Annotated in this window: 19 protein-coding genes; 16 read left to right on the top strand and 3 right to left on the bottom strand. The window is 63.4% G+C overall.

The window, feature by feature from the left end:
* Positions 1 to 100 precede the first annotated feature (100 nt).
* The gene (locus tag VGE08_RS05165; RefSeq protein WP_331066791.1) at positions 101 to 1606 is read left to right on the top strand and encodes an amino acid permease; all 1506 of its coding nucleotides are present in this window, start codon (positions 101 to 103) and stop codon (positions 1604 to 1606) included.
* A 690-nt stretch (positions 1607 to 2296) separates the two neighbouring features.
* Here the strand turns inward: VGE08_RS05165 and VGE08_RS05160 are convergent.
* The gene (locus VGE08_RS05160) at positions 2297 to 3100 is read right to left on the bottom strand and encodes an inositol monophosphatase family protein (protein WP_331066790.1); all 804 of its coding nucleotides are present in this window, start codon (positions 3098 to 3100) and stop codon (positions 2297 to 2299) included.
* 189 nt (positions 3101 to 3289) lie between these two features.
* Between VGE08_RS05160 and VGE08_RS05155 the strand changes: the two genes are divergently transcribed.
* The 13 genes from VGE08_RS05155 (at position 3290) to metX (ending at position 15505) form a co-directional block, all read left to right on the top strand.
* Positions 3290 to 4015 carry an RNA methyltransferase gene (locus tag VGE08_RS05155; protein ID WP_331066789.1) on the top strand — a complete coding sequence of 242 codons (726 nt, stop codon included), beginning with the start codon at positions 3290 to 3292 and terminating at the stop codon, positions 4013 to 4015.
* A 26-nt stretch (positions 4016 to 4041) separates the two neighbouring features.
* On the top strand, positions 4042 to 5229 hold the full coding sequence (locus VGE08_RS05150) for an IscS subfamily cysteine desulfurase (RefSeq protein WP_331066788.1): 1188 nt from the start codon (positions 4042 to 4044) through the stop codon (positions 5227 to 5229).
* A 12-nt stretch (positions 5230 to 5241) separates the two neighbouring features.
* Positions 5242 to 5634 carry an iron-sulfur cluster assembly scaffold protein gene (locus tag VGE08_RS05145; RefSeq protein ID WP_331066787.1) on the top strand — a complete coding sequence of 131 codons (393 nt, stop codon included), beginning with the start codon at positions 5242 to 5244 and terminating at the stop codon, positions 5632 to 5634.
* An 88-nt stretch (positions 5635 to 5722) separates the two neighbouring features.
* On the top strand, positions 5723 to 6046 hold the full coding sequence (locus tag VGE08_RS05140) for a HesB/IscA family protein (RefSeq protein ID WP_331066786.1): 324 nt from the start codon (positions 5723 to 5725) through the stop codon (positions 6044 to 6046).
* A 260-nt stretch (positions 6047 to 6306) separates the two neighbouring features.
* Positions 6307 to 6738 carry a nucleoside-diphosphate kinase gene (gene ndk, locus VGE08_RS05135; protein WP_331066785.1) on the top strand — a complete coding sequence of 144 codons (432 nt, stop codon included), beginning with the start codon at positions 6307 to 6309 and terminating at the stop codon, positions 6736 to 6738.
* 38 nt (positions 6739 to 6776) lie between these two features.
* Complete coding sequence (gene rlmN / locus VGE08_RS05130; RefSeq protein ID WP_331066784.1) at positions 6777 to 7907, top strand: 23S rRNA (adenine(2503)-C(2))-methyltransferase RlmN; 1131 nt, start codon at positions 6777 to 6779, stop codon at positions 7905 to 7907.
* Positions 7908 to 7918: 11 nt separating this feature from the next.
* Positions 7919 to 8689 (top strand): type IV pilus biogenesis/stability protein PilW, encoded by a 771-nt coding sequence (gene pilW / locus VGE08_RS05125; protein WP_331066783.1) that lies wholly within the window; start codon positions 7919 to 7921, stop codon positions 8687 to 8689.
* Positions 8690 to 8715: 26 nt separating this feature from the next.
* A complete protein-coding gene (locus tag VGE08_RS05120) occupies positions 8716 to 9615 on the top strand; it encodes a RodZ domain-containing protein (RefSeq protein ID WP_331066782.1) in 900 nt (299 codons plus the stop codon).
* Positions 9612 to 10892, top strand: a complete 1281-nt coding sequence (gene hisS, locus VGE08_RS05115; RefSeq protein WP_331066781.1) for a histidine--tRNA ligase — start codon at positions 9612 to 9614, stop codon at positions 10890 to 10892. The genes VGE08_RS05120 and hisS overlap by 4 nt, the downstream gene beginning before the upstream one ends.
* Before the next feature lie 47 nt (positions 10893 to 10939).
* Positions 10940 to 11638, top strand: a complete 699-nt coding sequence (locus VGE08_RS05110; RefSeq protein ID WP_331066780.1) for a YfgM family protein — start codon at positions 10940 to 10942, stop codon at positions 11636 to 11638.
* A complete protein-coding gene (bamB, locus tag VGE08_RS05105; RefSeq protein ID WP_331066779.1) occupies positions 11635 to 12840 on the top strand; it encodes an outer membrane protein assembly factor BamB in 1206 nt (401 codons plus the stop codon). The genes VGE08_RS05110 and bamB overlap by 4 nt, the downstream gene beginning before the upstream one ends.
* Before the next feature lie 58 nt (positions 12841 to 12898).
* Complete coding sequence (gene der / locus VGE08_RS05100; RefSeq protein WP_331066778.1) at positions 12899 to 14287, top strand: ribosome biogenesis GTPase Der; 1389 nt, start codon at positions 12899 to 12901, stop codon at positions 14285 to 14287.
* Positions 14288 to 14392: 105 nt separating this feature from the next.
* Complete coding sequence (gene metX / locus VGE08_RS05095) at positions 14393 to 15505, top strand: homoserine O-acetyltransferase MetX (protein ID WP_331066777.1); 1113 nt, start codon at positions 14393 to 14395, stop codon at positions 15503 to 15505.
* Here metX and VGE08_RS05090 read toward each other — a convergent pair whose 3' ends face one another.
* Together VGE08_RS05090 and xseA are read right to left on the bottom strand one after the other, a co-directional pair.
* A complete protein-coding gene (locus VGE08_RS05090; protein ID WP_331066776.1) occupies positions 15506 to 16354 on the bottom strand; it encodes a peptidoglycan DD-metalloendopeptidase family protein in 849 nt (282 codons plus the stop codon).
* The gene (xseA, locus tag VGE08_RS05085) at positions 16351 to 17892 is read right to left on the bottom strand and encodes an exodeoxyribonuclease VII large subunit (protein WP_331066775.1); all 1542 of its coding nucleotides are present in this window, start codon (positions 17890 to 17892) and stop codon (positions 16351 to 16353) included. Before xseA ends, VGE08_RS05090 begins: the two co-directional genes overlap by 4 nt.
* A gap of 472 nt (positions 17893 to 18364) precedes the next feature.
* Between xseA and guaB the strand changes: the two genes are divergently transcribed.
* Together guaB and guaA are read left to right on the top strand one after the other, a co-directional pair.
* Entirely contained in the window at positions 18365 to 19831 is a 1467-nt protein-coding gene (gene guaB / locus VGE08_RS05080; RefSeq protein ID WP_331066774.1) for an IMP dehydrogenase, read from the top strand.
* The gene (guaA, locus tag VGE08_RS05075) at positions 19821 to 21416 is read left to right on the top strand and encodes a glutamine-hydrolyzing GMP synthase (protein WP_349258630.1); all 1596 of its coding nucleotides are present in this window, start codon (positions 19821 to 19823) and stop codon (positions 21414 to 21416) included. Before guaB ends, guaA begins: the two co-directional genes overlap by 11 nt.
* Positions 21417 to 21674 lie beyond the last annotated feature (258 nt).

Genomic DNA, 21674 nt, shown 5'->3' with positions numbered 1-21674 from the left:
TCCGCACCGCCGGGCTACCCAGGAGTACCCTGGCCGTCAGTCAGCTGGCGTGCGGCTGTTACCCTAGAACCAGTCCCTCAGACCCGAGGAAACCGACATAATGAATTGGCGTATCAAACCTCTCGCCGCAATCCTCGCGAGCGCCGAGAAGAAGTCGCTGACACGCACCCTGGGTGCATTTCAGCTGACCATGCTCGGCATCGGCGCGGTGATCGGCACAGGTATTTTCGTGCTGACGGCCGAGGCCGCGCAGAAGGCCGGTCCGGGCATGATGATGTCGTTCGTGATCGCAGGCTTCGTCTGCGCCGTGACGGCCCTGTGCTATGCCGAGCTGGCCGCCATGGTGCCGGTCTCGGGCTCCGCCTACACCTACTCTTATGCCGTGCTCGGCGAAGTGATCGCCTGGATGGTGGGCTGGGCGCTGATCCTCGAATACGCCGTGGCCGCCAGCGCGGTGTCGGTGGGCTGGTCGAACTATTTCGTCGGCCTGATGGAACGAACGCTGAACATAGACGTACCCGCGGCATTCACCAGCGGCTTGCATGTGGGCGGCATCATGAACATTCCCGCCGCGGTCATCGCCTTGCTGGTCACGGGCCTGCTGGTGCTGGGCACGCGCGAGAGCGCGACCGTCAACGCGATCCTGGTCGGTATCAAGGTCTGTGCGCTGACGCTGTTCTGCTTCCTGGCCATCCCCGTGATGAACATGGACAACTTCGAGCCGTTCTCGCCCAACGGCTTCATCGGCGAGATTTCCGGCATGGGTATCGCCGGTGCCGCGGCTTCCATCTTCTTCGCTTACGTGGGCTTCGACGCGGTCTCCACCGCCGCGGAAGAAACCAAGAATCCCCAGCGCAACATGCCCATCGGCCTGATCGGCAGCCTGCTCATCTGCACCATCTTCTACGTGCTGGTCGCCTCCGGTGCAGTGGGCTCGGTCGGCGCGCAGCCGGTGGTTGATCCGGCCACCAATCTCGCCTACGAGCCGGGCAGCGCCGAGATGGCCATGGCCTGCCGCCTGCCGGAGAATGCGGACAAGCTGGTGTGCAGCGGTGAGCCGCTGGCGCACGTGCTGGATCAGATCGGCTGGAAGAAGGTGTCGCAGCTGATCGGCCTGGCCGCGTTCCTGGCGCTGCCCTCGGTGATCCTGATGATGCTGTTCGGCCAGACCCGTATCTTCTTCGCCATGGCGCGAGACAAGCTGCTGCCGTTCAACGATGCGCTTACTCGCATTCATCCGAAGTTCCACACGCCGCACGTGGTCACCATCGTCACCGGCCTGGCCGTGACCGTGTTCGCCGCGTTCTTCCCCGTCGGCGTGCTCGCCGATCTATCCAACAGCGGCACGCTCTTCGCGTTCCTCACCGTGTCCGCTGGTGTGATGATCCTTCGCAAACGCGAGCCGGAACGTCATCGTCCGTTCCGCGCTCCCGGCGTGTGGATCGTTGCGCCCCTGGCGATGGCTGGTTGCGCCTTCCTCATGTTCTCCCTGCCGCTGCGCACGCAGCTCACGTTTTTCCTGTGGGCGGGGGTGGGGTTGGTGGTGTATGCGTTGTACGGGTATCGCAAGAGCCCGATTGGCAATGGCGTGACTGAAACCCAGTAGCTTCGATTCATTTTGGATCAAGCAGGCGCCCGGTTTGCAGTTGCGGCCGGGCGCTTTTGTTTGGGATAGAAGAGCCCTCCCCCCGACCCCCTCCCGTTGGCACGGGAGGGGGAGATCAAAATTTAGATTTTTTCTTTTTCGGAGAAGGCCCTGTGGACCTTGCGGCGTCATCAGCCTTTTTCAGGTGTTTGAGAGCGCCTTCGGACCTCGCCAGCACGCATCGAGAGAACTTTCCTTGCCGCTCGGCTGTTTTGTTGTAGCTGTCGGAGAGCACTCACGAAGAATCACAAGCATCGGTCATCTCTCTTTGGTGCTCTCGCGCAGAGGCGCGGGTTTGCCCGGGCGTGAGGATCAAGGACAGGAAAGGTGCCTACTCCCGGCATGGGCACCGAGGACAGGAAAGGTGGCTACTCCCGGCATGGGCACCGAGGACAGGAAAGGTGGCTACTCCCGGCATGGCACCGAGGACAGGAAAGGTGGCTACTCCCGGCACTGGTCAAGGAATAGGAGAGGTGGCCTCCTACCGCGGATAGGAAACGTGGTCCGCTCCCGGCATGGAGACCAAAGAAGGGAAAAACTGGCGGGTCCTCCGCAGGAGGACCAAAAGAACGGGCCTCCCGAAGGGAGGCCCCCCAAAAAATAAAAACCACTTTAGAGCGGCCGCCCAGCCGAAGGCGGGGCGGCAAGCGATCAACTCAGCTCAGCCGGCACATGAGGCAACAGCAACTCCAGCAAAGGCGCATGCACCTTCGGCGTGCCGGCCAAAATGTTTCCACCCTGCCTGTACTCCTTCCCCTGCAACGAGCTCACCAACCCGCCCGCCTCGGTAATCAGCAGCGTGCCCGCCGCCGTATCCCACGGCGACAACCCAAACTCCCAAAAAGCGTCGAGCCGCCCCGCAGCCACATAAGCCAGATCCAGCGCCGCCGCCCCCGGCCGACGAATACCCGCCGTCGCCTGGGTAACGGCCTTGAACATGGCCATGTAGTTGTCGATCCAATGCAAGTTGGCCCGATAAGGAAACCCCGTGCCGATCAGCGCCCGTTCCAACCCGACATGCTGACTCACACGAATCCGACGCCCATCCAACTGCGCACCTTCACCGCGCGAAGCGGTGAACAACTCCTGCCGCAGCGGGTCATATACAACCGCATGCTCCATGCGCCCACGCCGCTGCACACCGATGGACACGGCGAACTGCGGAAAGCCATGCAGATAGTTGGTGGTGCCGTCGAGCGGATCGATGATCCAGACGAACTCGCTGTCCACGGAGCCGCCATGCGAGCCGCTTTCTTCGGCGAGGAAGGCGTGGTCGGGATAGCTCTTGCGAACCGTCTCGATGATTTCCATCTCGGCCTGAGTATCGATCTCCGAGACGAAATCGTTCTGCCCCTTCTGGCGGATGTCGATGCGATGGACGCGGTTCATCCCGCGGACGATGACTTCACCGGCCCGGCGCGCGGCGCGGACGGCGATATTGAGCAAAGGTTGCATGTAACAACGACCTCGAAAGCGTGACCCGATCGCACCGGACCAGGGCAGGGGCAGAAATGGTAAAGAGCGTGGCAGTGGCTAGCGGTTAGCGGTTGGTGGTTAGTTCAGAATGTCGCCTCGAAATTCTGACCAACCACCAACCGCTAACCGCCAACCGCTAGCTGAGGGGCGCTAGAATAGCGCATTACGATGAGTATTCGTGTCGTCCTGGTCGATCCCAAGCACCCCGGCAACATTGGCGCGGTGGCGCGCGCCATGAAAAACATGGGGCTGAGCGAGCTGCACCTGGTGCGGCCCAAGGCTTTCCCCGATCCTGAAGCGACCGCACGCGCCTCGGGCGCGGACGATGTGCTGGACGCTGCCCGGGTGCATGAGGAATTCGACGACGCCATCGCCGACTGCGGCTTCGTGGTGGGCACCAGCTCCCGGCAGCGGCACCTGACGTTCGACCTGGTCGAGCCTCGCGAATGCGCGCAGCTGGTGGCTCAGGCCGCCCAGGTCGGCAATGTCGCCATCGTGTTCGGCTCGGAAAAGTATGGCCTGCTGAATGTCGAGCTGGCGCGGTGCCATCGGCTGGTGACCATTCCGACCGCGGGCGACTACGCGTCGTTGAATCTCGGCATGGCGGTGCAGGTCATTGCATACGAGATCCTGTTGGCCACGCGCCCGGGTGCGCCAACGCCGCCGCCAGCCGAGGTTCCGTTCGCGACAGCGCATGAGATGGAACTGTTCTACGAGCATTTCGAGCGAGTCCTGGAAGAGATCGACTTTCGCGACCGCACCGGCGGCGGTCACCTGATGGCGCGCGTTCGTCGGCTGTTCAATCGCGCGCGTCTGGATCAGAATGAAATAAACATCCTTCGTGGCGTCTTGACCGCGGTGCAAGCTCGCCGGCGCACCGCCGGAACGAAGTGATTGGTGACCACCGACTGATGACTGGCATGAGCACCACGAAAGCAACCACGATCTATCTCGATTACGCCGCCACCACGCCGGTCGATCCTCGCGTCGCCGAAGTGATGATCGAGTGCCTGCGGCCCGAGGGTGCGCACGGCAATCCTTCCTCGATGGGCCACGACTTCGGGCGCCGTGCCCGTGCCCTGGTCGAGAAGGCGAGGCAGCAAGTCGCAGCGGCGATCGGGGCGCGTCCGGAGAGCATCATCTGGACGTCGGGAGCGACCGAGTCCGACAACCTCGCGATCTTCGGCGTCGCGCGCTTTCACGCCGATCGGGGCCGCCACGTGATCACGGCCCGCACCGAGCACAAAGCCGTGCTCGATGCGTTCAAACAGCTCGAAAAGGAAGGGTTCGAGGTTACCTGGCTGAAGCCGGGCAGCGACGGCATCGTGCGTCCGGAGCAAGTGCGTGAAGCGCTGCGCCCCGACACGCAGCTGGTTTCCATCATGCACGTGAACAACGAGACGGGCGTGATCCAGGACGTTGCCGCGATCGGCGCGATCTGTCGCGAGCGAGGCGTCGCGTTTCATGTGGACGCGGCGCAGAGCGCCGGCAAGCTGCCGCTGAATGTCGAGGCCATGAATATCGATCTCTTGTCCCTGACGGCGCACAAGAGCTATGGCCCCAAAGGCATCGGCGTGCTTTACGTGCGTCGCAAGCCGCCTCTGGGGCTGCGGCCGTTGTTTTATGGCGGCGGGCAGGAGGCCGGGCTGCGCTCGGGCACGCTGCCGACGCACCAGATCGTGGGCATGGGCGAGGCATTCGAGATCGGCGAACGCGATCGCGAGTCGGATGTCGCCCGCATCAGCGCGCTTCGCGACCGGCTGTGGGAGGGATTGTCCGCCCTCGGTGGCGTCGAGCTGAACGGAAGCCCCACGGAGCGCGTTTCGGGCGTGCTCAATGTTTGCTTCCACGGGGTCGAAGGCGAGAGCTTGCGCTTCGCCCTGCGTGATATCGCGGTGTCGTCAGGGTCGGCCTGCGCGTCCGGTTCGGACGAGGCGTCGTATGTGCTGCGCGCGCTCGGTCGAAGCGATCAGCTGGCGCAAAGCTCGATTCGCTTCAGCCTGGGTCGCTTCACGACCGCGGATGAAATCGATCGCGCCATTGCGTCGGTGACTCGCGAGGTGAACCGGTTGCGTACGCTATCTCCCGTCTCCAAGCAGTCGGGCTAGCTGTTGTCAGCGATGGAACCTGAATACACATCGGTCGTCGTCGACCACTTCGAGCACCCGCGCAATAGCGGGCATTTCGAAGCGGGCGAGGGCGTTATCCGAGGCGTAGCGGGCAGCATCGCCCAAGGGACGATGTTCGCGCTCAGTGCGCGTGTCGCCGGGGACCGAATCGAAGCGGTGCGTTTCGAGGCTTACGGATGCCCTCACTGCATCGCCGCGGGGTCCTGGCTGAGCGAACAGTTGGTGGGCCTGACGCGCGCCGAGCTGAACGCCTGGAACTGGCGAGATGCCGACCAGGTGCTGCACTTTCCGCTGGAAAAACGTGGACGACTTCTCATTCTCGAGGATGCCGTACGCGCACTGGCGGCCGCCTGGGATCCCCTTGGCCAGAAATCTATTCCATAATCCGCTCGTTTCGGAATATGGGCCGGCCAATTTGGCATGGCCCTCGCACTTGATTCAGCAGACCGTCGCCATCACGCTTGTACATGCTATGAGCATCTCACTGACTCCCGCTGCTGCCGATCGTGTCCAGTCTTTCCTTACACGCCGGGGCCATGGTCTGGGCCTGCGCCTCGCCATCAAGAAAACCGGCTGTTCAGGCTTCGCCTACGTGGTGAACTACGCCGATGACGTCGGCTCCAACGACGTGGTGTTCGAGGATCGGGGCGTCAAGGTCATCGTCGACCGCGACAGCCTCGATTACATCAACGGCACGGAAGTGGATTTCGTGAAGCAGGGGCTGAACGAGGCGTTCCGCTTCCGCAACCCGAAGGCCAAGGGCGAGTGCGGCTGCGGCGAGAGCTTCAGCGTCTGAGGGCATTCAGTGGTCAGCGGTTAGCGGTTGGTGGTTAGATGGTGGCAGGTCAGTTCGCTGACCAACCACTAGCCACCAACTGCTAACCGCTTCCGCGATTGGCCTCAGGCTATTGCCCTAACTCCGCGTCCCTATTCATTTTCTTGCTGGTCCCGGCCATGCCGGGTAGACTGCGCGCGCGCAATTGCCGCCGCCCGGCGACAGCAGCTCGGGCGGGTGTCGCAAACTCTTTCCAATTCATTGATTAACGGGACGATTCCATGGCGGTCGAACGCACACTTTCCATTGTCAAACCCGACGGCGTGCAAAAGAACGTGATCGGTGAGGTGTACCGCCGCTTCGAGCAGGCTGGCCTCAAGATCATTGGCGCGCGCATGCTGCAGCTCACCCAGGCCCAGGCCGAGGGTTTCTACGCCGTCCACAAGGAGCGTCCCTTCTTCAAGGACCTGGTCAAGTACATGAGCTCCGGCCCGGTGATCGTGCAGGTGCTGGAAGGCGAAAACGCGGTGGCCAAGAACCGCGAGCTGATGGGCGCCACCGATCCGAAGAAGGCCGACAAGGGCACGATTCGCGCCGACTTTGCCACCAGCATCGAAGAGAACGTGGTGCACGGCTCCGACAGCGTCGACAACGCGAAGATCGAGATCGCATACTTCTTTGCGACCGCCGATCTCTGCCCGCGCGCCAAGTAATCCCGCCGGCGCGAATCAGCGAACCTCCCGCGAACCTCATGGACGCGACGACTGCCAAGACCAACCTGCTCGGCCTGACACGGACCGAGCTGGAGGCGTTCGTCGCGAACATGGGCGAGAAGCCGTTTCGCGCCAGGCAATTGATGAAGTGGCTGTACAAGCGCCACATTGCCGACTTCGAGCAGATGACCGATCTGGCGAAGAGCTTTCGCGCCAAGCTGCGTGAAGTTGCCGAAGTCGTGGTGCCCGAGATCACCCTGACGCAAGTGTCCAGCGACGGCACTCGCAAGTGGCTGCTGGCGATGCCTTCCCAGAATGGGGCAAGCGAGGGCGTGAAGCAGGGCATCGAGATGGTGTTCATTCCCGAGCCTGGCCGCGGCACGCTGTGCATCTCGAGCCAGGTCGGCTGCGCCATGGACTGCACGTTCTGCTCGACTGCCCAGCAGGGCTTCAATCGCAATCTCACCGCCGCCGAGATCGTCGGCCAGGTGTGGCTCGCGAACAAGGAGCTGGGCTACCAACACGGCGGCGATCGCGTCGTCACCAACATTGTCTTCATGGGCATGGGCGAGCCGCTGGCGAACTATCGTAACGTCGTCCCCGCCACGGAAATTCTCATGGATGATCTGGGATTCGATATCTCTCGCCGCCGTGTCACGGTGAGCACCTCCGGCCTGGTGCCACAGATGCTGCGGCTCGCTGAAGAAACAAACTGCGCGCTGGCCGTGTCATTGCACGCGCCGAACGACACATTGCGCGACGAATTGGTGCCCATCAATCGCAAGCACAAGATCGCCGAACTGCTGGACGCTTGCTGGGTGTACGTGAACAAGCAGAACGCGCGCAGCATCACGTTCGAATACGTGATGCTCGACGGCGTGAACGATCTTCCCGAACACGCCTACGAGCTGGTCGCGTTGTTGAAAGGCCGGCCCGCCAAGCTGAACCTGATTCCGTTCAATCCGTTCCCGGGCACGCGCTACAAGCGATCCAGTGCCGCCGCTATCGAGCGCTTCCGTGACATTCTGAATGCCAACGGAGTGATCGCGACCACGCGCCGCACGCGTGGCGACGACATCGATGCGGCATGCGGACAGCTGGTCGGCCGGGTGCACGATCGAACGACGGTGCGTCTGGGTTCCAAGCTGATCTCAGTGGCGGTGCAGTGATGAGCGGCGCAATGATGAAAAGAACGGCGATGGCTCTGTCCGTGGTCGCGTTGGCTGCCTCCCTGGCCGGCTGCATGACGACCAGCGATACGCTCGGCAAGCCCGATGCGGAGCGCGCGGCCGAAATCAATTTGCAGATCGGCACGGATTATCTGCGTCGCGGCAACCTGCCGCAGGCCAAAGAGAAGATCGACAAGGCCCTCGAGCAGAATCCCCGCAGCCCCAACGCGCACATCACCGCGGGCTTCCTGTACGAGCGGCTCGGCCAGAGCGACAAAGCCGATTCGCATTTTTCCAAGGCGCTGTCGCTCGATCCGAAGAATCCGGAAATGCAGAACAACTATGGCGCGTTCCTGTGCCAGAAGGGCAAGCATTCGCGCGGCGAGAAATTGATGATCGAGGCCGCCAGCAATCCGTTGTATCGCACGCCCGAGGTCGCGTATCTCAACGCAGCAAACTGTGCCCGCAACGGCGGTGACCTGAAGCGCGCCGAAGAGAACTTGCGCAAGGCGCTGGCGGTGCGGCCGAAGTTCGGCGAAGCGCTGCTGCAGATGGCCGATCTGCAATACAACCAAACCGATTATCTGTCCGCTCGCGGTTTCCTCGAACGGTACATGGAAGTGGGCCGCACGACGCCAACGACCCTGTGGCTGGGCGTGCGTATCGAACGTGGCCTGGGCAACGAGGCCGCCGCGAAGAACTACGCGGAGCGGCTGAAACTGGAATACCCGAGGGCCGCGCAAACCAAGGAGCTGATCGAGTCCGAGCGGAATCCTGGATGAATGCGGCTGGCGACAGCAATGACAGCATGGCTGAGGAGACCGCCGGGGACGATGCCCGGCGGCCGGAGTCGCTGACGCCCGGCGAATTGTTGCGACGGGAGCGCGAGAAGCGCTCGATAACCCAGCTGCACATTGCCGAAGAACTGCACCTGGACGTGCGCATGGTCGACGCCATCGAAGGCAATCGCTTCGGGGAATTGGGCGTGCCCGTGTATGCGCGCGGTCATCTGCGCCAGTACGCGGCGCTGCTGGGATTGTCGCCGCAATTCATCATCGAACGTTACGAGGCAGTCGTCGGGCAGCAGGAAGTGCCAGCGCCGATTCCCGCGTCGGTGGCCGTGGGGACGTCGATGGGCATGGAACGCCGTTCGTTGGCGGGGCCATTGTGGATGGGCGTGGCGCTGATCGCGTTGACGCTCGGTTGGTGGATCTGGTCGACCGTGGCAGTGCCCGGCGATCCGATGCAAGAAGCGCTGAACGAAGAGTTTGCGGCAGAAGCCGAGGCGAGCAGCACCGAGTTGCCTGCGCCGCTGGCGCCCGAAGGTGCGCCGACGCCAGCGGTCGAGGCAGAACGGCGCGAGGCAGCGCCGACCACGAGCGCGCCGGCGCAGAGCACGACGGGTGCCGCAACCAGCGCTGCTGATGCGCTCCGGGTGCGGCTCGAGTTCAGCGATGCGTCGTGGACCGAGATCTACGACGCCACGGGCAAACGTTTGATGTTCGGTCTTGGGGAAAGCGGGCGGACGCGCACGGTAACGGGCACGCCGCCGTTGCGAGTCACGCTCGGCAATGCCTCGGCGGTCACGGTTCAGGTGAACGACCGTCCGGTGGTGGTGCCGCGCCAGGCGGGCCGCGACTCGACCCGATTCCTGATCGCCGCCGGCGGCGTGGTGCAGATGACGAGTGGTGAGGTTCCGGTCGAGTGACCCAGCAGCAGATCCAGCCGCCTCGCGGCATGAACGATATCCTGCCGTCGCAGATAGCGGCGTGGCAGCGCCTGGAAGATCTGGCGCGCGAGATCTTCGCGTCGTATGCGTATCAGGAAATCCGTGTGCCCATCGTCGAGCACACCGGGTTGTTCAAGCGCTCGATCGGCGAGTACACCGACGTGGTCTCGAAGGAGATGTTCACCTTCCAGGACCCGGGGGGCGACTCGCTGACGCTGCGTCCGGAGGGCACCGCCGGCATCGTGCGTGCCATGATCAGCAACGGTCTGCTGCACAACCAGAAGCAGCGCGTGTGGTGCGCTGGCCCGATGTTCCGGCACGAGAAGCCGCAGCGCGGTCGCTTCCGCCAGTTTCATCAGCTGGATGTCGAGGCGTTCGGTTATGCGGGCCCGGACATCGACGCTGAAGTGATCCTGATCGGCGCGCGTCTGTTGAGGAAGGCGGGCGTGCGGCGCGTCGAGCTGAATCTGAATTCTCTGGGCACCCCGGCATCGCGCCGCGTGTACCGCGAGAAGCTGGTGGAGTATTTCACCGCCCACAAAGCCAAGCTCGATGCCGACAGCCTGCGGCGCCTGGAAGGCAATCCGCTGCGCATCCTGGACAGCAAGAATCCCGAGCTGCAGGACATCATCAAGAACGCGCCGATGCTGACCGAGCATCTCGACGAGGAGTCGCGCCAGCACTTCAGCGGGCTGTGCCGCCATCTCGACGCGCTCGGCATCAAGTACGTGCTGAATCCGTTGCTGGTCCGCGGCTTGGACTACTACTCGCACACCGTGTTCGAGTTCGTGACCACCGAGCTGGGTTCGCAGGGCGCGGTGTGCTCGGGCGGCCGCTATGACGGCCTGGTCGAGCAACTCGGTGGCGCGCCGACGCCGGCCATCGGCTGGGCGCTGGGCGAGGAGCGCCTGATCGAGCTGTTGCGCGTGCAGACGGGCGAGGTGCCGGCGACGCCGCCGGATGTGTATTTCGTGATCGCGGGCGAGCGGGCCGAGGCGGAGGGATTGCGTCTGGCCGAGCTGCTGCGAGATCAGGTGCCGCGCATACGGCTCGAAATGAACTGCGGCGGCGGCAGCTTCAAGTCCCAGATGAAGCGCGCCGACAAGAGCGGCGCGGCCTGGGCATTGATTCTCGGCGACGCGGAAACTGAAAAGCGTGTCGCTGGTCTGAAGTCCCTGCGGGTGGAAGCGCCGCAGGTCGAAGTCGCCTGGGAGCGACTGGCCGAAGAGCTGAAATCACGGCTGAACCCGGCCTGAAGCGCCGGGCCAGCTTCCACTCCTTACTACAATCAAGATGGCAAGTCATGGTCGATGAATATCTGACCGATCGCGATCAGGAAGAGGCGCTGCGCAACTGGTGGCGCGAGAACTGGAGCTGGGTCCTGGGGGGCATCGTGCTCGGCCTCGCGCTGCTGGGCGGCTGGCAGTATTGGCAGCATCGCACTCACACCGAGGCCATTGCGGCCGCGGCGGTGTACAAAGAGTTTCAGGGCGCGCTGGAGCGCAACGAGTTGGATGCCGCGAATCGCTCGCTCGCCACGCTGGTCGCCGACTACGACGATTCGCCGTACACACAGCTGGGCCGGATGTTGCTGGCCAAGAAGCACGTCGACGACGGCAAGTACGACGAGGCGGTGCCGCTGTTGCAGTCCGTGATCAAAGAGTCGGAAGACGCCGAATTGGCATGGGTGGCGCGGCTGCGTGTCGCTCGTCTGCTGATTCAGCAAGGCAAGCACGACGAGGCGTTGAGCTTGCTGAACCCGGACAAGGCCGGCGCCTTCGCCGCACAGGTTCGTGAGATTCGCGGCGACGCGCAGGTTGCGAAAGGTAATACCGACGCGGCCCGGGCCGAGTACGCCGCCGCGCTCGCGGCTAACATCGATGCGACGGCCGGTCGCACGATCGATCGCACCTTGTTGGAAATGAAACTGCAGGATGTGGGCGGCGATAAGGCCGCCACGGCCTCTGCGACCAAGCCGGCACCGGCCGAGGGTCAACCATGATCGAAATCAAGACTTCCTTGACGCGTCTGTATCGGGGTGCGCGCATTGCCGCCGCCACGACAGCCTTGCTGGTCATGCTCGGCTGCGGCGATGACAAGGATGTCGATCCACCTGCGGAGCTGACTGACATCACCACGACGCGCGATGTGCGCCGTGTGTGGACGGCAGGGCTCGGTGGCGATGCTGAACGGCTGCGTCTGGCGCTGAAGCCTGTCGTCGTCGAAGGCACCGTGTATGCCGCTTCTCACGCAGGTGTGGTGGCTGCGATGGCCGCCAACAATGGCAAGCGTATCTGGCAGGTGAAGACCAAGCTGGCGTTGTCGGCCGGTCCCGAAGTCGGCGCGGGTATGGTCGTGTTGGGGTCGAGCGATGGCGACGTCATCGCGCTCGATGCCAGCAACGGAGCGGAGCGCTGGCGTAAGGCGATTGCCAGCGAGATTCTCGCGCAGCCGTTGATCGTGAACGACCTGGTGGTGATCCGCACCGTCGATGGTCACCTCGAAGGATTGTCGTTGGTCGATGGCTCGACCAAGTGGGCTCTCGACGAGTCCGTGCCGAGACTGACGCTGCGTGGTACCGCGCCGCCGGTTCTGGCGGGCGATCGCATCATCGCGGGCTTCGACAGCGGCAAGGTTCTGGCTGTCGATCCGCGCAACGGCGAAGTGCTGTGGGACACGATCGTCAATGCGCCGCGCGGACGAACTGAATTGGAGCGGCTGGCCGATATCGACTCGCCGGCACGCGTCGCGGGCGACGACATCTTCGTCGTCGGCTTCCAAGGCCGCATCGCCATGCTCGCGCGTGATTCCGGCCAGATCTGGTGGGCTCGCGATGCTTCGAGCTATCGCGGCTTTGCCATGGACGAGCGCAATCTTTATCTCACCAACGCGGATAGCGTGGTGATCGCCATGCGTCGCTCGGACGGCGCCGTGCAGTGGGAGCAGGACACGATGCGCCGTCGCGGCCTGAGCGCACCCACGGTCGACGGCGACGCGCTGGTGGTCGGTGACTTCGAGGGCTATCTGCACTGGCTCGACAAAGAGACCGGCGCCATCGTGGCGCGCCAGAAGACCGATGGCGAACGCATCACCAATGCCGCGGTCACCGATGGCGAGCGCGTGTTCGTGCAAACCGATTCGGGCAAGCTGCTGGTATTCCGCAGCGCGCCGCGCGAAGTCAAAACAGCTGACAGCGGCGAATAGCCGTTGTCAGCAGTGACTGCTTTTGCAGTCGTCTCTTATTAGTCATCAGTCACTGCTCATGCTGCCTGTCATTGCGCTGGTCGGTCGCCCCAACGTCGGCAAATCGACGTTGTTCAACTTTCTGACGCGCACTCGCGACGCGTTGGTGGCGGATCTGCCTGGCCTCACTCGCGATCGCAACTACGGTTACGGCAAGGTCGGCAGCATTCCTTATGTGGTGGTCGACACCGGCGGTCTGGTGGTCGACGCTCAGGGCGTCGAGCAGCAGATGGTCAAGCAGGCGTTGCGCGCGGTGGAGGAGGCGGATCGCGTTCTGTTCCTCGTCGATTCGCGCAGCGGTGTTACGCCGGACGATCACTACATCGCGCAGACACTGCGCAAGCTCAATAAGAAAGTCTTCATTGTCGCCAACAAGGCTGAAGGTGTTGACGCCGCCACGGCTGGCGCCGATTTCTATGCACTGGGATTAGGCGAGCCTCGCGCGATTTCCGCTGCGCATGGCGACGGTGTGCGTGCGCTGATGGATGAGGCGCTCGAAGGGATCGAGCTTGCGGAAGGCGCTGCGGCGGCGGGCGGCCAGGACGATATCCGCGTTGCGGTCATCGGCCGTCCGAATGTCGGTAAGTCCACGCTCATCAATCGTCTGCTCGGCGAAGAGCGTTTGATTTCATACGATCAGCCTGGCACGACGCGCGATGCGGTGTTCGTCCCGTTCGAGCGCGATGGTCATCGTTATATGTTGATCGACACTGCCGGCGTGCGTCGGCGGGCGCGCGTCGAGGAAGCCATCGAGAAATTCAGCGTCATCAAGGCGCTGCAGGCGGTGGATTCGGCGAACGTCGTCATTGGTGTCATCGATGCCCATGATGCTGTCACCGAGCAGGACGCGAGTCTGTTCGGCATGGTCGCAGAGCGCGGCCGTGCGTTGCTGATCGCGGTCAACAAGTGGGATGGCATTCCTCCCGAGAAGCGCGACGAGATTCGCGCGGGCCTGGATTTGCGTCTGCCGTTCCTGGATTTCGCGCCGGTCCACTTTATCTCTGCCTTGCACGGCACGGGCGTCGGTGAGCTGATGCGCGCTGTCAAACATGCCTACGATGCATCGATGCGAGAGATGGCGACGCCGGAGCTCACGCGAGTGCTCGAGACTGCCATTCAGCAACATCAGCCGCCGCTGGTCCGCGGCCGCCGCATCAAATTGCGCTACGCCCATCAAGGCGGCCGCAACCCGCCCATCATCGTGGTCCACGGCAACCAGATCCAGCACGTCCCCGATGCTTACAAGCGCTACCTGGCGAACGTGTTCCGCAAGAACTTCCGCCTCGAAGGCACGCCCGTTCGCATCCAGTTCCGCACCGACGAGAACCCGTTCAAGGGCAAACGCAATCCCCTGACACCCCGCCAGCGTCGCACCCAGGCCCGCAAGCTGAAACGCGCCAAGCGCTGACCCGCAGCTGGCCGGGCATTTGCATATAGCGGCCCGCAATGTTGGTTTGCCGCCCCGGGGGATTACACTCCCCAGTAACAATCCGGTTTGACCCCCCGACGACTCATGGCTTCAGCTCGCAAGATTCTCAAGCTCGACCGGCCCTTCCCCATGCGGCGGGGCGGCGCGCTGCAGGATGTGCACATCGCCTACGAAACCTGGGGCGACCCGAGTTTCTGCAACGACAACGCCATCCTGATCTTCACCGGTCTGTCGCCCTCCGCCCATGCGGCATCCTCCATCGAGGACCCGGCGCCGGGCTGGTGGGAGGACATGATCGGGCCGGGCCGGCCCATCGATACGCGGCGCTTTTTCGTGATCTGCGTGAACTCGCTCGGCAGTCCGTTCGGCTCGACGTCGCCTGCATCCATCAATCCAGCCACCGGTCAGTGCTATCGATTGACCTTCCCGGTGCTGACCGTCGAGGACATCGCTCGCGCCGGCCATGAAGTGGTCGCCTCTCTGGGCATCAAGAAACTCGCCGCCGTGGTCGGCCCGTCGTTGGGCGGCATGACGGTGCTGGCGTATTGCGCCTTGTTTCCGAGCGAAGCGCGGGCCTTGGTTTCGATCTCCTCGGCCGCGCGCTCGACGCCGTTCGCCATCGCCTTGCGTTCGCTGCAGCGGGAAATGATTCGCCGCGATCCCGCCTGGCTGGACGGCAATTACTCGCCCGACGCCATTCCCGTGCAGGGCATGCGTCTGGCTCGCAAGCTCGGCATGATCACTTATCGTTCGGCGAAGGAATGGCAGCAGCGCTTCGGCCGCGAGCGCGCCAACGTCGAGCGCAAGCCCGGCGACCCGTTCGGCATCGATTTCGAAGTGGAGGCGTACCTGGAGAACCACGCCGCCAAGTTCATCGGCCAGTTCGATCCGAACTGTTATCTCTATCTCTCGCGCGCCATGGACCTGTTCGATCTCGCCGACCACGGCGGCTCGGTCGCCGAAGCCCTGCGCCGTTACACTGTCGAGCGCGCCCTGATCATCGGTGTGGAAACCGATCTGCTATTCCCCATCGAGCAGCAGCAGGAACTGGCCGAGGGCCTCAGCAACGGCGTTCGCACCGTGCAATTCGCGCGGCTGGCTTCAATCCAGGGCCACGATTCCTTCCTGGTCGACATGGACCGCTTCCGCCCCGTGGTCGCCGACTTCCTCGCCGGCCTGGAGCTGGCGACGGCCTGATTACTTCATGCCGATGAATAGCGCCGGGTCGATCATGGCGCGATTCAGGGCGACGCCCCAGTGCAGGTGCGGACCGGTGACGCGGCCGGTGGCGCCGACGGTGCCGATCAGATCGCCTCGTTCGAGGCGATCGCCCAGCTTTACTTTGATGCTGTCGAGGTGGCAGTACATGGTCACCAGGCCGTCGCCGTGATCGATGTACAGCGTGTTGCCGTTGAAGAAGAAGTCGCCGGCTTCGACGACCACGCCGGCGGCGGGTGCGCGGATCGGTGTGCCTTTGGGAGCGGCGATGTCCATGCCTGAGTGCGGGTTGCGCGGCTGACCGTTGAACACGCGGCGGGAACCATACGAGTCCGAGCGCACGCCTTCGACTGGAGATATCAACTGCAGCGTCGGGGCATCCGTCGCGGTGAACTTCGAAAGCGCGGCGTCCGAGCGCTGGGTTTCGGTGCTGATGCGCTTGAGATCGTCCGGATTGGGATCGACCTGACGCTGGTTCTTGATGGTCAGGTGCTGCGTCCGATAGCTCTTGTCGGTGATACGAAAGGGCACTTCGGTCGTGCCGCTCGGCGTGCTGACTTTCAGCTTCAGCTCGCCAGGCTTCTCGGCCAGCGGGATGCCGACCACGGCGATCCATTGATCATCCCGCCGCACCACTGCGACACGATGCGTGTTGAAAATCACTGTTGGCGCAAGACTGTTCGAAGGATCGCCGGGCACGGGCACCAGCGCGATGCCACCGGGCACGCGGCTTTCCTTGGGCAATTCGGCAGCGCCGGCAGTCAGGCTGGCAAACAGCAACAGGGGCAGGGCAAGGCGAAGAATGCGGGACAGCAGCTTTGACTTCATTGGTTCTCGTCGTCTCGATGCGGCGTGACTTGCTCGACTCGGGCCCGCAGTGAGCCGCGGGACAGGCGAGACTCGATCATGTCGCCATTTTTCACTTCGCTAGCGTCGGTCACAACATGACCTTCGGCGTTGGTCACGATGGCATAACCTCGCTGCAGCGTCGCGAGCGGACTCACCGTATCCAACTTGCCGGCCGCGATTCGCAGCCTGGCCTCCAAACGATGCAGCTGTCGCTGAACGCAAGAGTCGAGGCTTCGATCGATGATAGCCAGTCGGCTGCGCAAGGCAGCGATGCGAGTCGCGGGTGACTGCTGGCGCAAATGTCCCGCCGCATCACGCAGGCGATGCTGAAGAACGCTCACCCGCCGCTGCAACGATGTGCCCAATGTCTTGCGTGCCATTTCCAGACGGCCACGAGCTGCAGCCACGCGCAGGGCCGGTGAGCGCTGGCGCAAGTGGGACGCAAGGTGCATCAACGTCGTTCGGCGCTCTTGCAAGCCATTGCGTGCGCAGCGGATCAGACGTTGCTCCAACTCGTCGAGCCGCTGGGCTTTCTGTCGCAGCTCGACGCCGGGATGAACCTGAGCCAGCCGGCGTTCGAGCCACACCAAACGCTGCTGTCGGCTCGCCTGGCCGCGAACCAGCGCCGTCCTCAGGCGCCGGCCGAGCAGACCGACGCTGCGTGTCCATTCGTTGCAATCCGGCGCAACGATCTCCGCCGCGCCCGAGGGTGTGGGCGCGCGCACGTCGGCGACAAAATCGGCGATGGTAAAATCCACTTCATGCCCGATGCCCGACACGACTGGAATGCGGCAATCGAAAATGGCACGCGCCACCACTTCTTCGTTGAAAGCCCAGAGGTCTTCCAGCGATCCGCCGCCGCGGGCAACGATCAATACGTCACATTCGGCCCGCACCGATGCGAGCCGGATCGTCGCTGCAATTTGACCGGCGGCGCTCGCGCCCTGAACCTGAACCGGATAGATCAACACAGGAATCGTGCAGAAACGGCGGCGCAGAATGTTCAGCACGTCGCGCACCGCGGCGCCCGTGGGGGAGGTGACCACGCCAATGCGCTTCGGCAATCGTGGCAACGCTCGCTTGCGCGCCGCTTCGAACAAACCTTCCGCCGCGAGTTTGTTTTTCAGCAGCTCGAAGCGACGGCGAAGCACGCCTTCACCGGCTTCTTCCATGTGATCGGCGATGAACTGATAGTCGCCGCGCTGTTCATACAGACTCACGCGGCCACGAGTCAGGACGTGCATGCCGTCCTTGGGCGTGAAGCGGGCCATCATGTTCTTCTGACGGAACATGGCACAGCGCAGCTGGGCTGACTCGTCCTTCAGCGAGAAGTACCAATGGCCGGACGAGGGGCGAGACAGGTTGGAGATTTCACCCTCCAGCCACAGCGAAGGCAGGCCGCGCTCCAGCAGCGCGCGGGCCTCGCGGTTCAGGCGAGCGGGGGTATAGACATCCCGTTCAGGCTCGGGCGCGGGGATGACCTCGGATTCATCGATATTGTCTATCGGAGCGCGCACCGGCGCCCGGGGCGTCTTTCGGGCTGGGGCAGCCTTCTTTGCCGCGGGCGCAGGCGGCGGAGGCTCGGCCGGCCGCGAATCAGCGCCTGTGCCCGGCGGCGTATTGGGCGCCGGGGAGGGCGTTGAGAAGTCGAATTCCAGCTCGCGATTCATGGGCGGAAGGCTACAGCCTACGTCCCGAGTGCGCACGTCCGGCGTTACCTGTCGCCATGAACGGTGCTATGGAGAACTCCCTCGGGTACGAGGATGCACCCCGCCACCGGCGGCGAGCGGCAAAGCCACGCCTTTTGCCGGATGCCTTCCGGGGACACTTAACGTATCCCCAGACCGCGAGAACGCCGCAGTTTGGATGCGCAGGCCGGAACAGGCGCGCAGGGAAGCGCGCCCACGGCAGGATTCCCGATGCCGATTTACCAAGAGACCTCCGCCGCGTACAATGGCGTGCTTTCATCGATTACCCACGGGCACCCCCATGCGTATTCTCGAGGAAGCACTCACCTTCGACGACGTGCTTCTGGTCCCGGCTTACTCCGATTTCCTGCCGCGCGACGCTGACCTGAGCACGCAATTCACTCGCGGCATTCGCCTCAACCTGCCCATCGTGTCCGCCGCCATGGACACCGTCACCGAAGCGCGGCTGGCCATCACCATCGCCCAGGAAGGCGGCATCGGCATCATTCACAAGAACATGAGCATCGAGGCCCAGGCGCGCGAAGTGGGCAAGGTGAAGAAGTTCGAAAGCGGCGTCATCCACGACCCGTTCACCATCACCCCCGACAAGACCATTCGCGAAGTGCTGGAGCTGACCCGCTCCAAGAACATTTCCGGCGTGCCGGTGGTGGTGGGTACCAAGGCGGTCGGCATCGTCACGCATCGCGATCTGCGCTTCGAAACCAAGCTCGACGCGCCGGTCTCCACCGTCATGACCCCGCAGGAGCGGCTGGTCACGGTTCGCGAGAACGCGCCCAAGGACGAAGTGCTGGCGCTGCTACACAAGCATCGCATCGAGAAGGTGCTGGTGGTAGACGCCGATTTCAACCTGAAGGGGATGATTACCGTCAAGGACTTCCAGAAGGCCACCGAATTCCCTCGCGCCGCCAAGGACGATCGAGGCGCGCTGCGCGTCGGCGCCGCCGTCAGTACCGGGGCGGACACCATGAAGCGCGTCGCCGCGTTACGTGAAGTCGGCGTCGACGTGATCGTCGTCGATACCGCGCACGGCCATTCCAGCGGCGTGATCCAGATGATTCGCGAGATCAAGAAGACCTGGCGCGATCAGCAGGTCATCGGTGGCAACATCGTCACTCCCGACGCGGCACTGGCATTGGTGGAGGCAGGCGTCGATGGCGTGAAAGTGGGCATCGGACCAGGTTCGATCTGCACCACTCGCGTCGTCGCCGGCGTGGGCGTGCCGCAGATTACCGCCGTTGCAAACGTGGCCGAGGCGTTGAAGAACACCGGCGTGCCACTGATCGCGGACGGCGGCGTTCGTTTCTCCGGCGATATTGCCAAGGCGCTCGTTGCGGGCGCCCATTCAGTGATGTGCGGTGGCATGTTCGCTGGCACCGAAGAGTCGCCGGGCGAAGTCGAGTTGTATCAAGGCGCCTCGTACAAGTCGTATCGCGGCATGGGCTCGCTCGGCGCGATGTCCCAGGCGCACGGCTCCAAGGACCGTTATTTCCAGGACGCGACCGCGGAACTGGAAAAGCTGGTGCCCGAAGGCGTCGAAGGCCGCGTGCCGTACAAGGGTTCTGTGGTCACCATCCTGCATCAGCTGGCCGGCGGCCTGCGCGCGGCGATGGGCTACACCGGATGTCGCACCATCGAAGAGATGCGGACGCGACCGCAATTCGTGCGCATCACCAACGCGGGTGTGCGCGAAAGCCATGTGCATGATGTGACGATCACAAAAGAAGCACCCAACTACCGTGTCAGCTGATACTTTGCCTCGCTCCGACATCCACGCGCACCGCATCCTGATCCTCGATTTCGGTGCGCAATACACTCAGCTGATCGCTCGCCGCGTCCGCGAAAGCGGCGTGTATTGCGAGATCCTTCCCTGGGATATCACGGATGCCGAGGTCCGCGAGTTCGGCGCCAAGGGCATCATTCTTTCCGGCGGTCCGGAGTCGGTCACCGACGTGAAAGGACCAGCTGCCCCGCAAGCGGTGTTCCAGAGCGGCGTGCCGGTGCTCGGCATCTGCTACGGCATGCAAACGATGGCGGCGCAGCTCGGCGGGCGCGTCACTGCCGGAACGCATCGCGAGTTCGGTTACGCGCAGGTGACTTCCTCGGCGCCCTGCAAGCTCTTCGACGGCTTGTTCGATCACAAAGACGGGCAGGGCAGGCCGCTGCTCGATGTGTGGATGAGCCACGGCGATCGCGTCGATGAGCTGCCGCCCGGCTTCGTGGCCGTTGGTTTCACCAACAGCGTGCCGCTCGCGGCGATGGCCGATGAGTCGCGGCACTACTATGGCGTGCAGTTCCATCCTGAAGTGACTCACACCCTGCAGGGTGAAAAGATCCTCGAGCGGTTCGTTCGTGAGATCTGCGGCTGCGAAGCGCGCTGGAGCCCTGACAACATCATCACTGATTCGATCGCTCGCGTGCGTGAGCAGGTCGGCCGCGACAACGTGCTGCTCGGTCTGTCCGGCGGCGTCGATTCTTCCGTTGTCGGCGCGCTGCTGCATCGTGCGATTGGCGATCAGCTGACCTGCGTGTTCGTCGATCACGGCTTGCTGCGGCAGGGTGAAGGCGATCAGGTCATGGAAACATTCGCCAAGCACATGGGCGTGCGCGTGATCCGCGTCGACGCCGAGGAGCGTTTCCTCACGGCGCTGAAGGGCGAAGTGGACCCGGAGCGCAAGCGCAAGATCATCGGCCGGTTGTTCGTCGAAGTATTCGAAGAAGAAGCCGGCAAGCTGCAGGGCATTCGCTGGCTGGCGCAGGGCACGATCTATCCCGACGTGATCGAGTCCGCTGGCGCGCGCACCGGCAAGGCGCATGTGATCAAGAGTCATCACAACGTCGGCGGCCTGCCCGAGAAGATGAATCTCAAGCTGTGCGAGCCGCTGCGCGAGCTGTTCAAGGATGAGGTGCGCAAGCTCGGCGTCGAGCTGGGCCTGCCTCGCGAGATGGTCTATCGCCATCCCTTCCCGGGCCCCGGCCTTGGCGTTCGCATACTCGGCGAAGTCACCAAACAATACGCCGACCTGCTGCGCCAGGCCGACGCCATCTTCCTCGACGAGCTTCGCAAACACGACCTCTACGATCGCACCAGCCAGGCGTTCGCCGTGTTCCTTCCCGTGCGTTCTGTGGCGGTCATGGGCGACGGACGTCGTTATGACTACGTCATTGCGCTTCGCGCGGTCGAGACGATCGACTTCATGACTGCGCGATGGTCGCGGTTGCCGTATGAGTTCCTCGATCTCGTGGCGCGAAGGATTTGTAACGAGGTCGATGGGATTTCGCGCGTCACGTATGACATTTCGGGGAAGCCGCCCGCGACGATTGAGTGGGAGTGATCCCGAGTCGGTAGAAAAACGTTGTCTGGCGTAGATCGCCGCGTATGATTTGGGGATGCTGTCGCTAGAACAGTACCGGGACAACCGTCTTACGCATGGGATGAGCTGCTTTTCTTCGGGGGGTGCCCCTATGTCGTTGTCAACGGGTTTTCTGCTCTGGGCGGGCTGTACAGCGTCCCGTCCCTGAGCATGGCGAACAAGACATCACAGCGCCGGCGAGCTAGCGCAATGAGGGCTTGATTGTGGCGCTTACCTTGG

This window comes from Steroidobacter sp., assembly GCF_036406195.1.
GTDB lineage: Bacteria > Pseudomonadota > Gammaproteobacteria > Steroidobacterales > Steroidobacteraceae > Steroidobacter.
This window is presented reverse-complemented; position numbering and strand designations above follow the sequence as displayed.